Source organism: Pararhodobacter marinus (assembly GCF_003122215.1).
Classification (GTDB): Bacteria; Pseudomonadota; Alphaproteobacteria; order Rhodobacterales; family Rhodobacteraceae; genus Pararhodobacter; species Pararhodobacter marinus.
Genome location: NZ_QEYD01000006.1, coordinates 246,011 through 260,643 on the forward strand (window position 1 = coordinate 246,011; position 14,633 = coordinate 260,643).

Sequence of the window (14,633 nt, forward strand, 5' to 3'; positions counted from 1 at the left end):
GGCGTTCCGAAACCAGCCGGTTGCACAGGGGATTCCGAATGCGGGCCAGACTTTGATTGCCGCCAAGGCGCGCGCTGCGGGCAGCCGAAAGTCGGAAAAGTGCCGCTCAGCGTTTCGCCAGTGCCGAGGCAAAATCGATGCACAGCGTGCTGGTCTCGGCGTCGGTCAGGATCATCGAGGTGCAGCGGCAGAAAACCTCGCCGGGGCGCGAGGTATCGCAATGGCCGCAATCGCCGCAATTGCCGAAGGTCGGCGCCTCGCGCTTGCGCGCCATCGTCTCGACCAGATCGCCGAGGATATCGGCCAGCATCGCCTGCCGGTTTGCGGGCAGGGTGGCGATGGCGGCCGAGAGATCGTCCATCGGATCGCGCTTGAGCTTGTCGCGCCCGGCCTCGGTCAGTTCGATCAGGAACGAGCGTTTGTCCGTCTCATGCGCGCGCTTGGCCAGAAGACCCATGGCGATGAGCGATTTTACCGTCTGCGAGGCGGTGCCGCGCGTCGTGGCGTTGAATTCGGAAAAGGCCGACGGCGTGCGCGAAAACCGGTTGGCCGAGGCGAAATAGCGCAGTGCCGTCCATTGCGTCGGCGTCAGGCTGGGATCCGAGGAACAGCCATAGACCAGCCGCGACACATGCACCAGCAGCTCGGCCGAATGGTCGGCGCCAAGCCGGGGCGTGGTGTCGGGAAGAGGGGGCATCGTGTGTGCAGGTTCGCTCATGGCCCCGTACCTAATCGCAGAAGGGCGGTTGACAAGGGGGTTTGAGAAAAGGTAGCGTTTCGAAACAAAGTGGCATCGACACGAAACAAGTTGCCACCGCCGTTTGCTGTCAAGGACTGAGTCATGGGTTTTCAGGATCCACATATCCGCCGCTACGTTCGCGCTTCGATGGCCGAGGAGATCCTCGACGCCGATACCGAGACCGAACTGGCCATCGCGTGGCGTGATCACGGGGACGAGCGCGCCCTGCATCGCCTGATCCAGGCCTATGCGCGCCTTGCCGTGTCCTTTGCCGGGCGCTTCAAGCGCTACGACGTGCCCTATGAGGACCTGATCCAGCAGGGCAATCTGGGCCTGATGCGCGCGGCTGAGAAGTTCGACCCGATGAACGGCTCGCGCTTCTCGACCTATGCCGCGTGGTGGATCCGGGCCTCGATGCAGGATTACGTCATGCGCAACTGGTCGCTGGTACGCACCGGCACCAACGCCACGCAAAAGAAACTGTTCTTCCACCTGCGCCGCGCGATGCAGAAACATGCGGGCGACGAGGCGTCGGACGAGCCGCTGTCGGTGCGCGTGGCGCGTGAATTGCAGGTCACGCCCGAGCAGGTCGAGGCGATGATGGGCCGCATGGCCGGTCCCGACCTGTCGCTCGACGCGCCGCAGGGCGCCGACGAGGACGGGCGGTCCTGGGTGGAAACCATCGAGGACGAAGACGCCGCGACCGAAATGGACGTGGCCGAGCGTCTGGACGGGGCGCAGCGGCGCAAGATCCTGTATTCGGCGGTCGAGCAATTGCCCGACCGTGAACGCCGGATCGTGTCGGCGCGGCACTTGTCCGAAGAGCCCGCGACGCTGAGCGATCTGGGCGCGTTGATGGGGATCTCGAAAGAGCGGGTGCGCCAGCTTGAAGAGCGCGCGCTGAGCCGGCTCACGACCATCGTGCAATCCGCGAACGAGACTCCGTTGCATTGAGACGCTGCCGCAGCGCGCATCGGACGGGGCCTTCGGGCCCCGTTCTTCGTTTGGCGCCAGAAGCTTGCCCCGGGATCTTATCGTTGTCTGCTTGGCGATCTTCAGAGCGTTGCAATGGCAACACAGTCCGGCCCGTCGCGTTGCCGATCCGGAGCGCGCGGGCGCGCTTGCCTTGCTTTGGCCGTTTTCTTGACGCATTGTTTTTCTTGACACGGATCCGCGGGGCGGATTGCAGCGCAAGAACGGGCGGTCCTGGACGATGACCCGAAGCGATGACATCGAGGAGCGTCTGCGGGCGATCCGGGGTCCGAAGCGCGGGCCGAGAGCGTCGATGCAGACGCTGGCCATGGGGCAGGCATGGGTCTGGCGCGTATCCGGGCTGGTTGTCTCGGTCTTCGCGGCCCTGCTGATCGCTGCCCTGACGCTCACACCGATTCCGACGCAGACCACGCTCGCGAACGGGCTGGACAAGATCTATCACTTCATCGCCTTCGTCGGGCTGATCTTTCCGCTGATCCTGACCGATTCGCGCCGATGGCCCTGGGCCGTGCCGCTTTGCATCGCCTATGGCGGCCTGATCGAGCTGATCCAGCCGACCGTCGGACGCTCGGCCGAATGGCTCGATTTCGGCGCCGACGTGACCGGGGTTCTGGCCGGCGCGGCGCTGGCCGAGATCCTGCATGACCGCATTCGCGACCGCTTCTTTTCCGTCGACGGACTGGTCGATGACGAGGATCTCAGCGACGAAGAGGCCGAAGCCGCGCGGGTCGAAGCGATGCGCAGCGACCTGATGGACGAATTGCGCGTTGTCCTGCGCGAGGAACTCACGACGCTGAAGGACGAGCCGCAGGCAGAGGGGGCGGGCTTTGCCGAGCCTCCTTTCGTCGGCGAGGTAGAGGACACCCCCGGCGGCAGCGCGCGTCCGGTTGACCGGCCCAGCACGCAATCGGGCGACGCGTCGGACGAACCGGTCCTGCGGATCGTGCAGCCGGGGCGCCGCAGCTAACAGCGCCGTTTCACCGAGACAGCACAAGCGGCGGCAGCGTGACCAGCGCGAAGGGGCCCAGCCGCACGACGCCCTCGGTCACGGCGAGCGGAACCTCCAGATCGTCTTCCTGCGCCATCGCGCTGAGCGTGGTATTGGCCATCGCCGCCGCCTCGTCACCGATCAGGCCCGAGGCGCGCAGGATGTCGATCAGCTCTTCCCAGCCCGTTACCGTGGCCGTCACCTCGCCCGAAAGCCGCCCGTCGGCGTCCGGGGACAGCCGGCCTGCAAGCCGCAGATCCACATCGGGCCAGGCGACGCGCAGCCCGGTAAAGGCCAGATCGGTCAGCCGGGCCTGCGCGCCATCCATCACCAGATGGCGATCGAGCGGGCGATCGGTCTGGCCCTCGCCATCGAGCCGCAGAACGTCGAACCGGCGCGGCCACAGGCGCTGCGGGTCCAGCCGGTCCATCTGGGCGGGATCGGGAAACACGGTTTCGGCCAGCGCCACCAGCTGATGCGTGGTCGCGTCGATCCGGCGGCTGGCCAGCCGAAGCGCGCCCAGCTGCCACGTCGCGGTATTGTCGGGGCCGATTGCGGGTTGCGTGATCTGCAGATCGACCGCTTCACCCACCAGCGTCACGCGGTCGAGCGGCAGGTCGAGCCCCGGCTCCATCACCATCGAGGCGCGCAGATCCTCGGAATGGATCAGCATCTCGGTCCCGCCCAGCCGCAGGACCTGATCATGCGGAAAGACCGCCAGCAGGTGGTGCGGTTTGTAGCTGAGCGCGAAGAACTGAACGAAAGGCGCGGTCCATTCGCCGTCGCTGAGCGTCACGCGCGGTTCGTCGAAGGTCACATCGAACCGGTTGGGAAAGCCCCGGATGTGATAGGTCTCGGCGCTGAGTTCGGGCGTGCGTTCAAGCCCCTGCGCGATGGCCCGGTCGAGCGCCCGCGTGCCCACGAACCAATAGCCGCACCATGCGATGGTGGCGAGGACCACCAGCACGATCACCCCTCTCATGACGCGCATACCCGGCCCCCGTGTTGTTCTTTCGCTGACTGCTGTGTACATGGCCGGCAGGCAGGCGACCAGACCCGCGACGGGCGGTCGCGAAAGTCTGATCGGCAGGTGAGTGATGCGTCCGCTTTGGGTCTTCGGCTATGGATCGCTGGTGTGGAACCCGGGTTTCGCCTGGACCGCGCGGCAACTGGCGGTGCTGCCGGGGTTCCGGCGGTCGTTCTGCATGCTGTCGATCCATCATCGCGGCACGGTCGAGAAACCCGGCCTGGTTCTGGCGCTGGACGCGGCCGAGGGGGCCTCGTGCAACGGGGTCGCCTTCGAGATCGCACCCCAGATCGCCGACGAGACGCTGGAATATCTGCGCGCGCGTGAACTGATCTCGGCGGCCTATCTGGAACAGGTCCACCCGCTGCGGCTGGACGACGGGCGCGAGGTCGAAGCGGTGGTCTATGTCATCGACCGCCACCACGAGCAGTATCGCGGCGACCTGACGCTGGAAGAACAGGCGCAGCGCATCGCCGGGGCGACCGGCGGGCGGGGACCCAATTGCGAGTATCTGTACCAGACCGCCGCGCACCTGGCTGCTCTGGGCCTGCCCGATGACGAGCTGGAATGGCTGTCGGATCGCGTCAAGGTGTTGAAATCGGCGACGTAGACGGTTGGCAAAGCCCTGCGATGCTTCTAGTTTTAACGAAACTTTGCAGGTGCAGCGAATGGCAAGACAGTTGAGAGCAGGGGCGCTCGGGCCGATCGGGCGGGTCCAGTTCACGCCCCCGCTGCGACAGCTCACGCTGATGCTGATCTCGCTGGCGCTGGTCGGCTCGGGCGTGGCGCTGGCCTATCCGCGGATCTCGGGGATCTTCCTGGCCAATATCTGGCTGAACGGCTTCATCGCGCTGGTCTTCGTGATCGGCGTGATGGCGACCTTCTGGCAGATCAGCCAGCTTTTCTCGTCCGTGCGCTGGATCGGCGGTTTCGTGGCCCAGACGCCGGGCCACCAGATCACCATCGCGCCGCGCCTTCTGGCGCCGCTGGCCTCGCTTCTGCGCGCGCATGGCCGCTCGAGCCATATCTCGGCCACCTCGGCACGCTCGATCCTCGAATCCGTGGGGACCCGCATCGAGGAAGAGCGCGACATCACGCGCTATCTGGTCAACCTTCTGATTTTCCTTGGCCTTCTGGGCACGTTCTACGGGCTGGCGACCTCGGTTCCGGCGGTGGTCGAAACCATCCGCTCGCTCGCCCCGCAAGAGGGCGAAACGGCTTTGTCGGGTTTCGGGCGGCTGATGAGCGGGCTCGAAGCGCAGATGAGCGGCATGGGTACGGCGTTCTCGTCCTCGCTGCTGGGCCTCGCCGGCTCGCTGGTGGTGGGGATTCTCGAACTCTTCGCCAGTCAGGCGCAGAACCGCTTCTACCGCGAGCTTGAGGAATGGCTGTCGTCGATCACCCGGCTGGGCACGGCGCTGACCGATAGCGAAGGCGAGGGGGGCGCGGGATTGTCGGCGGTGGCCGAGGTGCTGGATTCGCTGACCGAGCAGATGGAAGCGATGCGCGTCGTGCAGGAGCGCGCCGAAGAAAGCCGCGAGCGGCTCGACGAGGCGCTGCAATCGCTGGGACAGGCGATGACGCGGATCGCCCAACGCCTGAATGCCGGCGACAGCGAGACGGGCCGCGCGCTGGAACGGCTGGCCGACGGGCAGGACCGGATGATCGCGCTGATGCAGCGGCAGGACGATGCCCGCCCGGAAACCGAGGACGAGCCGCATATCGAGGCCGAAACGCGGCTGCGGCTGCGGTCGATGGACATTCAGCTGGTCCGGATCCTGGAAGAATTGTCCGCGGGCCGGCAGGAAGCGCTGGCCGATCTGCGCAGCGATCTGGCGATGCTGACGCAAGCCGTACGCATGCTGGGCCGCCAGTCGGGCTATGCCGCGCGGGATGACGAGTAATGGGCCTGTCGCGGCGCGGCAACCAGCGGTTCTCGGCCTCGATCTGGCCGGGCTTCGTCGATGCGATGACGGCGCTGCTTCTGGTGCTGATGTTCGTTCTGTCGATCTTCATGATCGTCCAGAGCGTCCTGCGCGAGACGATTTCGACCCAGGATACTGAACTTCAGGGCCTGACGGCGCAGGTCTCGTCGCTGACCGAGGCGCTGGGCCTGTCGCGCAGCCGCGTGGGACAGCTTGAAGGGCAGGTCGAGGGGCTCAACGCCGATATCGCCAGTCTTGAGAGCACCGCGCGCCAGCAGGAAGCGACCATCGCCGCTCTGGGCCGCGACCTTCAGGCCCGCAGTGACGCGCTGACTGAGGCCGAAACCCGCATCACCAGCTTCGAGGCGCAGGTCGCCGCCCTCATCGCCGAGCGCGCCGAGCTGGGCCAGCAACTGGCCGCAACCGAAGCCGCGCGCGACGAGGCCCTGTCGGAAAGCGAGGCGCTGAATCTGGCGCTGGCGCAGGCGCGCGACGAGATCGACGCCCAGACCGAGGCCGCGCGGCTGGCCGCTGCCGAGCGCGAGGCGGTCGAGGCCGCGCTGGCCGCGATGCGCGCGCGGGCCGAGGAAACGCAGGCCTCGCTGGCCGAGATGCTGGCGCGGCTGACGGAAACGGAAGAGGCGCGCGATACCGCGCTGGCTGGTCTGCGCGATGCCGAGGGCGCGCTGGCCTCGCTGCGGCGCACGCAAAGCGAGACCGAGACGCAGCTTGCCACGACCCGCGCGGCCCGCGACGCGCTTCAGGCCGAGCGCGACAGCGCCGCCGCCCGACTGGCCGAGCGCGAAGCGGCCCTCACGGCGTTGCAGGGGCAGGGCGAGGAACAGGCGGCCCGGATCACCGAACTGGAATCCAGCCTGAGCGACGCGGAACTCGCGCGTCAGCAGGCGTTGGCGGACCTCGCCGCGCTCGATAGCGAAACGCAGGCGCGGATCGCGGAACTTGAAACGCGGATGAACGATGCCGACCTCGCGCGCCAGCAAGCGCTGGCCGAACTGGCGACGCTCGACAGCACCACGCAGGCTCGCATTGCCGAGCTTGAGACGCAGTTAAGCGAAGCCGACCTCGCCCGCCAGCAAGCGCTGGCCGAACTGGCGACGCTCGACAGCACCACGCAGGCCCGGATCGCCGAGCTCGAGACGCAGCTGAGCGACACGGACCTCGCCCGCCAGCAGGCGCTGGCCGAACTGGCGCAGCTCGACAGCACCACGCAGGCGCGGATAGCGGAACTTGAGACTCAGCTGAGCGAGTCCGACCTCGCCCGCCAGCAGGCCCTTTACGATCTGGCGACGCTCGACAGCGAGACGCAGGCCCGGATGGCCGAGTTGCAGGCGCGTCTCAGCGACGCCGAGATCGCTCAGGCTCAGGCCGCGGCGCAGGCCGCGCAATCGGCGGCGGCGCTCGACGAGGCCGAGCGCGCGCGCCTGGCCGAAGCCGCCGCCGCCGAAGCCCTTCGTCGGCGTCTGGCTGAAACCGAGGCCACCCTCAGCGACGGCGAGAGTACGCGTCTGGCGCAGCTTGCGGCCGCCGAAGCGCTGCGTGCGCGGCTGGCCGAGGCCGATACGGAACTGACGGCGATGACGCTGGCGCTGGAGGAACAGCGCGCGCGGGCCGAGGAAACGCTGACCCTGCTCGCCGCCGCGCAGGCCGCCCGCGACGAGGCCGAGGCCGCCCGCGACCGAGAGGTGACCGAAGCCGAAACCCGCGCCGCGCTTCTGGAATTGGCGCGGCAGGAGCTGGCCGAGGCCGAGGCGGCCTCGAGCGAGGATCAGCAACGCCTGGCTTTGCTCAACGAACAGGTCGCGCGGCTGCAGCGGCAGGTGGCCGGTCTGCAGGATCTTCTGGGCGAAAGCCAGGCGCGCGAGGCCCAGGCCAGCACGCAGATCGAAGCCCTGGGTACCGATCTCAACGCGGCGCTCGCCCGCGTTGCCGCCGAGGAACGCCGCCGCGCCGAGCTGGAAGCGGCCGAGCGCCGCCGTCTCGAAGCCGAGGCCGAGCGGCTTGAACGCTACCGGTCGGAATTCTTCGGCCAGATGCGCGAGATCCTCGGCGGGCGCGACGGCGTGCAGATCGTCGGCGACCGTTTCGTCTTTCAGTCCGAAGTCCTGTTCGATGCGGGCTCGGCCGATTTGTCCGCGGCGGGGCGCGCGCAGATCGCCGGGATCGGACAGCTTCTGCTCGACGCCGCCTCCGAGATCCCCGAGACGATCGACTGGGTTCTGCGCGTCGATGGCCATACCGACAACGCGGCGATCCGTCCGGGCGGTGAATACGCGTCGAACTGGGAACTCAGCCAGGCGCGCGCGCTGTCGGTGGTGCTGTACCTGATCGACGAGCTGGACTTCCCGCCCGAGCGTCTGGCCGCGACGGGGTTCGGCGAATTCCGCCCGGTCGAACCGGGTTCCAGCCCCGAAGCCCGCGCCGCCAATCGCCGCATCGAGCTGAAACTGACCGAGCGGTGACATCGCCGGGCCGGGATGCGGGCGGCGCCGTTGCCTGAGTATTTAAGGCAGAATGAAGGGGCGCGCGCCGGTCAGCGTTGTTGCCGGTCGTCCTTGTTCCGAAAATATCCACGGGGTTTCCCAAGGGGGGCGTGCCCCCTTTGGGCGCGGGGAGCGCGAGGGGGCGCGCAGCCCCCTCGCATCCCGCTCTCTTGTCCCGTCAATTCGTGTCCGTGACCGAAGCCGAGCCCAGATCGACCTCGGCCACCGGCGTTTCGCCGAACAGAAGCGTCGCCTGCGTCAGCCCCTCGGGGACCAGCCAGATCACGTTGCGCTCGGTCGAATCGCCGATATTCACGCCGTTGAACTGCGAATCCAGGATCCGGCGCATGAATTGCTCGCCCACCAGCGCCATGTTCCGGCCCTCGGCATCGATCAGACGGAAATTGGACGTGCTCCAGTTGAAGCGCGGATCGCCGTCGGCCTGGTTCGACCCGGTGCCCGTCACCTCGATTTCCAGATCGGCCAGCACCATGCCGGGCGGCGCGGTGATCGTCGACAGGACCGCGTCGTCGCCCGATCCGTCCTCGAGTTCGGCCATGCGGTAGCGGTCGACCGATTGCACGTCGAAGCTGGCGAAGGCGGCGGGATCGTCGGGATCCGAGGTCTTGGGGATCGTCACCGGGCCTTCGAAGCTGACGTCGTCGCCGCCGATCAGCAGCGTGGCGGTGCCGGTGCCCTCGGGCACGACGAAAAGGCTGTTCCAGTGGATATCCTGGTCGGTGTCGGGAAAGTCGCGCGGGCGCCGGCCTGAGAGCGAGCCCGCATGCATCTGCAACTGGCCCCAATATTGATAGCTGCCTTCGGCTTCCAGCTCGGTCCCGTCGGGCAGGACCAGCTTGATGTCGCGGGAATTGGCGCGGACCTGGTCGACCTCATCGCTCCAGGGGCCGTCGAAGACCGCGCGGATATCCACCAGGACATGGCCGGGGATATGGACCACTTCGGTCAGGCCGGCGGGCCGGAAGCCGCGTTCCTGCCAGCTGGTGACATGGGTATAGGCGCGCGCGGTCAGGCTGAGCGGGGTGAGCGTGACCTGAGCGAAGGCGGGAAGCGCGGCCGAGGAAACGAGAGATGCCAGGGCAGCGGCCCTGAATGCGGTGGGCGTCATGTTGAAAAGACCTTTGCAAGAGCCCGCCCGAAATGCGGCGGAACCCTTGCAGCGTCCTTCAGAAGCGCGCGCTGTGTCAAGCTTGCGGGCGCATCGGGGCGCCCGCAGGGTTGTTTGGTGGCGTCAGGCCCGCGTGCCGGCAAAGCGGTTTTGCCAGTCCTCGCGCTGTTCGTCGCTGATCTTGGCGAACAGCACCTCGGGCGTGGTGAAGGCGTGGCCGACGGGCAGGGCGGCCAGTGCCGCGCCCATATCCGAGGGCCAGGACCAGTCGTCGCAACCCAGCGCTTCCATGATCGCCCTGGACGCGTCGGGGATGAAGGGCTGCGAGACGACCGCGTAGACGCGGATCAGGTTCAGCGCCAGCCGCACCTGCGCCGCCGCTGCCTCGGGGTCGGTCTTGAAGGTCGACCATGGCGCCGCTTCCTGCAGGTATTCGTTGCCCAGGACCCAGAAGCCGCGCAGCTCGGCCGCGGATTTGCGCACTTCCATCGCTTCCATCTGCGTCTCGAAGGCTTTCAGCCGCGCGCTCAGATCGGCGATCAGCTTTTCTTCGCGCGGGCCATAAGTGCCGCCCTCGGGCAGTTGCTCGCCGAATTTCGAGCGGCAGAACTTGGTCACGCGGGAGACGAGGTTGCCCAGCACGTCGGCCAGGTCCTTGTTCACCGAGGCCTGGAAATTCTCCCAGGTGAATTCGCTGTCCGAGCTTTCGGGCGCGTGGCTCAGAAGCCACCAGCGCCAGTAATCGGCAGGCAGGATCGACAGCGCCTGATCCATGAAGACGCCGCGCCCCTGTGAGGTCGAGAACTGGCCGCCATCGTAGTTCAGGTAATTGAACGACTTGATGTAATCGACCATCTTCCACGGCTCGGTGCCGTCGAAATTGGCGCCGATCATGGTGGCGGGGAAGCTGAGCGTGTGGAACGGGACGTTGTCCTTGCCCATGAATTCGACATAGCGGACGTCGTCGGCGCCCTTGTCGGTGCGCCACCAGCGCTGCCACGCCTCGTCGCCCTTGCCCTGCGCTTCGGCCCATTCGGCGGTGGCGGCGATGTATTCGATCGGCGCGTCGAACCAGACATAGAAGACCTTGCCTTCCATGCCCGGCCAGTCCTTGTCGCCGTCTTTCACCGGGATGCCCCAGTCCAGGTCGCGGGTGATGCCCCGGTCCTGCAGCCCGTCGCCATCGTCGAGCCATTTCAGCGCGATCGAGGTGGTCAGGATCGGCCAGTCCTTTTTCGACTTGATCCAGTCGCGCAGCTGGTCGCGCATCTCGCGCTGGCGCAGGAACAGGTGCTTGGTTTCGCGCACTTCCAGATCGGTCGAGCCCGAGATGGCCGAGCGCGGGTCGATCAGGTCGGTCGGGTCGAGCTGCTTGGTGCAGTTCTCGCACTGGTCGCCGCGCGCGCGGTCATAGCCGCAATTGGGGCAGGTGCCCTCGATGTAGCGGTCGGGCAGGAAGCGCCCGTCGGCATTGGAATAGACCTGTTTCTCCGACACTTCCGAGATCAGCCCGGCCGCGTTCAGCCGCCCCGCCAGATGCTGGGTCAGCGCGTGGTTCTGCGGGGACGACGAGCGGCCGAAATGGTCAAAGGACAGCCGGAACCCGGCGGCCAGATCGGCCTGCACGGCATGCATCTCGGCGCAGTATTCGGCGACCGGCTTGCCGGCTTTCTGCGCCGCGATCTCGGCCGGGGTGCCGTGTTCGTCGGTGGCGCAGATGAACATCACCTCGTGGCCGCGCGCGCGCATGTAGCGGGCATACAGATCGGCGGGAAGCTGGCTGCCGACGAGGTTCCCCAGATGCTTGATGCCGTTGATATAGGGCAGGGCCGAGGTGATCAGAATGCGCGCCATGTCGGGGGTATCCGTGCTGTTCCGGGGGCTGTTGCGGGGCTGTTCCATGTGCGGCCTAAGGCCTTTCGGTTGCGTCAATACCGCAACGACGCCGCCGCTGCCATCCCCGGAAATGACGCGAAAGCACCTTGCCGTGAGGCGGGTGCAACATTGTTGACCTTCCCGTCGCGTGCAAGGCAAGCTTTGCGCGCCGCCACGCGGTTGAGACGACAAAAGACCGAACGAGGATTTTTCAGTATGCGATTGCACCGTGCCCGATTGACGACGACCACGGCGATTGCCGCCTGCCTGCTTCCCCTCGCCGCGTTTCCGGCGCTGGCGCAGGAGCGTGCGCTGGCGATCGAGGTGGGTCCGGCGACCGATTCCTTTGCGCCCTCGCGCATCGGGCTGCGGGTCTCGGGCCCGACCTCGGAACCGGCTTCAAGCTTCGTGCGGGGCTGCCGGGGGCAGGTGATGGCCGAGGCCGATGGCGTGGCCTTCGAGGTCACGGCCCCGATGACCACCCTGGCCTTTTCGGCGGCGGGCGAAGGTCTGGCCAGCATGGTCGTGGGCACCGCCGACGGCCTGTATCGCTGCGCGCTGGCCGATGATCAGGGCTATGTCAGCAACTCGCTGGGCGAGGTTCAGCCGGGTCGCTACATGGTGTGGCTCGGCACCGAAGAGGGCGGCACGGTCGACGCGCGGCTCTTTGCCTCGGAGCGCGCGGTGTCGGCAATCGAGCTGTTCGGCTTCGATGTCAGCCGTCTGGGCGAGCCGCGCAACGGCCGCTTCGTCTATCAGGCCAGCAGCGAAAGCGGGCGGCAGACCTTGCTGACCGGCGCGCCGCTTCTTGCCGAAACCCCGATCAACCCGCTGTCGCCCGACAGCTGCTGGGGCTATGGCCGGCTCGATGCCGCCGACGCGGTTCTGAGCGTCGAAGAGGCGGGCCAGACGCTGAGCATCTTCGCCATGTCCCCCCGCGATCTGGTCATGGCGGTGATCGATCCGTCGGGAAGCGTGCATTGCAACGACGACGTCTATCAGCTGAACCCGGCGATCACGCTGCCCAATGCCGAACCGGGCGATTACCAGATCATCGTCGGCGGCTATTCCTCGGGCGGGGGGGACAGCTATGACCTCTACGCGTCGGCCGGCGCTCCGGCCTTTGTCGAAACGCAGGTCGACGCCGATGCCGAGCCGCGCGCGGGTCGGGCCACGATCGACGCGGCCTCGGGCGCGGGCGGGCTGCGCCTGACCTCGGCACCGCTGTCTGGCGGCACCGATCCGCTCGAGGGGCTGTCGACCGAGGCCTTCTGTGCGGGCTATTCCGACCTGTCGGCGCCCGACATGGTGGTCACGCTGGACGCCGCCCAGCCGCTTCTGTCGCTTTACGCGCGTGCCGAGACCGACCTGACGCTGGCGATCCGCGCGCCCGACGGCAGCTGGAGCTGCAACGACGATTCGTTCCAGCTCAACCCGGGCATCAGCTTCAACAATGCGCAGGCCGGCGAGTACGCGGTCTTCGTGGGCAGCTACATGTCGGGCGAGCAGGGCGAGTACAATCTCTATGCCTCGCTGGGCCAGCCGAACTGGGAGGGCACCGAGCCCGCCGGCGGTTTCAGCGCTCCCGACTGGCTGAACTACGCGGCCGAGCCCTCGGTGGCGACGCTGACCTACGGCCCCGAGACGCTGATCGATCCGCGCGTGATCTTCGACATCGCGCCCAGCCAGACCGACTCGTTCGGGATGGCCGATGGCTGCGCGGGCTTCCTGACGCCGACGCAGCCCGATCTGGTGGTCGAGGCCGAAGAGGGCCTGCCGCAGCTCATGGTCTACATGGTCAGCGATTCCGACGGCACGCTGACGGTGGTGGGGCCGGACGGGCAGCTTTACTGCAACGACGATTTCGAACAGCTCAATCCCGGGGTCATGATCCCCAACCCGCAGCCCGGACCCTACGCGATTTTCGCCGGGACCTATGGCGGAAACGGGGGGATGGCCACGATGGGCGTCACGGTCGCCTCGCCCCAATGGGTCATGGACCGCGAGCATTGATCGACACATACCGCCCCCGCCAATCGCGCGGGGGCAGCGCTTTTGAGGCACCTTATTGATTAACGGTTTGGGGGTTTCCATGCGGGGAAGACATTCACGACTGTCACCTTTCGGCCTGATGCTGGGCGCGGTTATCACCTTGGCGGTCCCTGCCGCGTTGCCGGGGCAGGCGCTGGCGCAGGCCAATACCTGCCGCTGGGCCAATGACAACGAATGCGACGAGGCGCGCTATGGCGGCACCGGCGCCTGCGAAAGCGGCACCGACGCCAATGATTGCCGCACCGAAGCCGCCGCCTGGCAACGGCTGATGGATGCCGTCCCGGCCGATATCCGCGCACAGCTGGGCGACGATACCTGCCGCTGGGGCAATGACGGCGAATGCGACGATATCCGCTTTGGCGGGACCGGGGCCTGCACGCCGGGCACCGATGCGTCGGATTGCCGGGCGATGGCGATCGGTGGCGATGACAGCTGCCGCTGGGCCAATGACGGCGAATGCGACGAGCCGGGGATCGGCACCGGCGTCTGCCTGTCGGGCTCGGACGCGACGGATTGCGCGGGACTCGCGGTGATGCGCAACCGCTCGAACCAATGCGCCACCGCCTTCAACAATGTCTGCGAAGAGCCGGGATCGGGGCAGGGGACCTGCCGCGCCTATACCGACACCGCCGATTGCATCGGCCGCGACCGCCCGGTGACGATGCGCGACCATTACTTCGGCCATGACGACCGGATCATGGTCGATGTCACGCAGATGCCGTGGCGCGCGATGGGGCTGTTGCGGATGGATGAAAGCTCATGCACCGCGACCCTGATCGGCCCGCGCCTCTTGGCCACCGCGGCGCATTGCCTGCAAACCGATGACGGGCAGGTGCGCAAGGTGATGGAGTTTCGCGCCGGCGCCTCGGGCGACGACGATCAGGGCCGCGCGCATGTGGTGCGCACCGTCATCGCGCCCGATTACGACCCCGCCAGCGCGCCGCCCGATGGCGGCAACGGCAATGACTGGGCGCTGCTGGAACTGGACCGCGATCTGGGGCTGGAGGTGGGGTTCATCCGCCCGCATGTCTTTGACAAGAGCGACCTGGAGCAGATCATGGCCGGCGATTATCTGGTCAGCCAGGCGGGCTATAGCTGGGATACCGGGGCCTATCCCTCGGGGCACATGGATTGCCAGATCCTGCGCGCCTATCGCGATGGCTCGATGATCCATACCTGCGACACGACGCGCGGGGACAGCGGCTCGCCGATCTTGCACCGGATGGCGGACGGGGAATGGCGGCTCATCGCCGTGGACAGCCAGTTCTTCGACCCTCAGCCGCCCTTCCCGCAGATGAGTTCGTCGCATCTGGCCGTCGATACGCGGTCTTTCGCGCAGGCGCTGCGCGACGCGGGGGCGCTGGACTGATGCGCCATAGTCCCGGCGCCGCTGTCGCGCCGGGG

11 protein-coding genes are annotated in these 14,633 nt (G+C 67.2%); 7 read left to right on the top strand and 4 right to left on the bottom strand.

Translation table 11 applies throughout. The features are described 5' to 3' along the window. Nucleotides 1-106 precede the first annotated feature (106 nt). On the bottom strand, nucleotides 107-718 hold the full coding sequence (locus tag C4N9_RS11700; RefSeq protein WP_168192212.1) for a MarR family winged helix-turn-helix transcriptional regulator: 612 nt from the start codon (nucleotides 716-718) through the stop codon (nucleotides 107-109). 123 nt (nucleotides 719-841) lie between these two features. On the opposite strand from C4N9_RS11700, the gene C4N9_RS11705 reads away from it, so the two are divergent. Beyond that, nucleotides 842-1,693: an RNA polymerase factor sigma-32 gene (locus C4N9_RS11705; protein WP_109533504.1), complete on the top strand. Its 852-nt coding sequence runs from the start codon at nucleotides 842-844 to the stop codon at nucleotides 1,691-1,693. Nucleotides 1,694-1,952: 259 nt separating this feature from the next. Beyond that, on the top strand, nucleotides 1,953-2,699 hold the full coding sequence (locus tag C4N9_RS11710; RefSeq protein WP_109533505.1) for a VanZ family protein: 747 nt from the start codon (nucleotides 1,953-1,955) through the stop codon (nucleotides 2,697-2,699). A 10-nt stretch (nucleotides 2,700-2,709) separates the two neighbouring features. On the opposite strand, the gene C4N9_RS11715 is transcribed toward C4N9_RS11710, so the two are convergent. Then, on the bottom strand, nucleotides 2,710-3,711 hold the full coding sequence (locus C4N9_RS11715; RefSeq protein WP_168192213.1) for a DUF2125 domain-containing protein: 1,002 nt from the start codon (nucleotides 3,709-3,711) through the stop codon (nucleotides 2,710-2,712). 106 nt (nucleotides 3,712-3,817) lie between these two features. On the opposite strand from C4N9_RS11715, the gene C4N9_RS11720 reads away from it, so the two are divergent. Genes C4N9_RS11720 through C4N9_RS11730 form a run of 3 tightly spaced genes read left to right on the top strand, consistent with a single transcriptional unit; the run spans nucleotide 3,818 to nucleotide 8,152 of the window. Continuing rightward, on the top strand, nucleotides 3,818-4,357 hold the full coding sequence (locus C4N9_RS11720; protein WP_109533507.1) for a gamma-glutamylcyclotransferase: 540 nt from the start codon (nucleotides 3,818-3,820) through the stop codon (nucleotides 4,355-4,357). Nucleotides 4,358-4,415: 58 nt separating this feature from the next. After that, complete coding sequence (locus tag C4N9_RS11725) at nucleotides 4,416-5,651, top strand: biopolymer transporter ExbB (RefSeq protein ID WP_109533508.1); 1,236 nt, start codon at nucleotides 4,416-4,418, stop codon at nucleotides 5,649-5,651. Then, nucleotides 5,651-8,152, top strand: a complete 2,502-nt coding sequence (locus tag C4N9_RS11730; RefSeq protein ID WP_109533509.1) for a peptidoglycan -binding protein — start codon at nucleotides 5,651-5,653, stop codon at nucleotides 8,150-8,152. The genes C4N9_RS11725 and C4N9_RS11730 overlap by 1 nt, the downstream gene beginning before the upstream one ends. Nucleotides 8,153-8,351: 199 nt before the next feature. On the opposite strand, the gene C4N9_RS11735 is transcribed toward C4N9_RS11730, so the two are convergent. Both C4N9_RS11735 and metG read right to left on the bottom strand, forming a co-directional pair. Further along, nucleotides 8,352-9,302 (bottom strand): hypothetical protein, encoded by a 951-nt coding sequence (locus C4N9_RS11735; protein WP_109533510.1) that lies wholly within the window; start codon nucleotides 9,300-9,302, stop codon nucleotides 8,352-8,354. A 123-nt stretch (nucleotides 9,303-9,425) separates the two neighbouring features. Beyond that, the gene (gene metG / locus C4N9_RS11740; protein ID WP_109533610.1) at nucleotides 9,426-11,156 is read right to left on the bottom strand and encodes a methionine--tRNA ligase; all 1,731 of its coding nucleotides are present in this window, start codon (nucleotides 11,154-11,156) and stop codon (nucleotides 9,426-9,428) included. A 237-nt stretch (nucleotides 11,157-11,393) separates the two neighbouring features. Between metG and C4N9_RS11745 the strand changes: the two genes are divergently transcribed. Both C4N9_RS11745 and C4N9_RS11750 read left to right on the top strand, forming a co-directional pair. After that, entirely contained in the window at nucleotides 11,394-13,190 is a 1,797-nt protein-coding gene (locus C4N9_RS11745; protein WP_146195156.1) for a hypothetical protein, read from the top strand. 79 nt (nucleotides 13,191-13,269) lie between these two features. Further along, nucleotides 13,270-14,598, top strand: a complete 1,329-nt coding sequence (locus tag C4N9_RS11750) for a trypsin-like serine peptidase (RefSeq protein ID WP_109533512.1) — start codon at nucleotides 13,270-13,272, stop codon at nucleotides 14,596-14,598. The last annotated feature ends 35 nt before the right edge of the window (nucleotides 14,599-14,633 follow it).

Bases quoted from the DNA above. Each gene is read 5' to 3' on its own strand.
- C4N9_RS11700 (WP_168192212.1), bottom strand. From the start codon at position 718: ATGAGCGAACCTGCACACACGATGCCCCCTCTTCCCGACACCACGCCC.
- C4N9_RS11735 (WP_109533510.1), bottom strand. From the start codon at position 9,302: ATGACGCCCACCGCATTCAGGGCCGCTGCCCTGGCATCTCTCGTTTCC.
- C4N9_RS11725 (WP_109533508.1), top strand. From the start codon at position 4,416: ATGGCAAGACAGTTGAGAGCAGGGGCGCTCGGGCCGATCGGGCGGGTC.
- C4N9_RS11745 (WP_146195156.1), top strand. From the start codon at position 11,394: ATGCGATTGCACCGTGCCCGATTGACGACGACCACGGCGATTGCCGCC.
- metG (WP_109533610.1), bottom strand. From the start codon at position 11,156: ATGGCGCGCATTCTGATCACCTCGGCCCTGCCCTATATCAACGGCATC.
- C4N9_RS11715 (WP_168192213.1), bottom strand. From the start codon at position 3,711: ATGCGCGTCATGAGAGGGGTGATCGTGCTGGTGGTCCTCGCCACCATC.
- C4N9_RS11705 (WP_109533504.1), top strand. From the start codon at position 842: ATGGGTTTTCAGGATCCACATATCCGCCGCTACGTTCGCGCTTCGATG.
- C4N9_RS11750 (WP_109533512.1), top strand. From the start codon at position 13,270: ATGCGGGGAAGACATTCACGACTGTCACCTTTCGGCCTGATGCTGGGC.
- C4N9_RS11730 (WP_109533509.1), top strand. From the start codon at position 5,651: ATGGGCCTGTCGCGGCGCGGCAACCAGCGGTTCTCGGCCTCGATCTGG.
- C4N9_RS11710 (WP_109533505.1), top strand. From the start codon at position 1,953: ATGACCCGAAGCGATGACATCGAGGAGCGTCTGCGGGCGATCCGGGGT.
- C4N9_RS11720 (WP_109533507.1), top strand. From the start codon at position 3,818: ATGCGTCCGCTTTGGGTCTTCGGCTATGGATCGCTGGTGTGGAACCCG.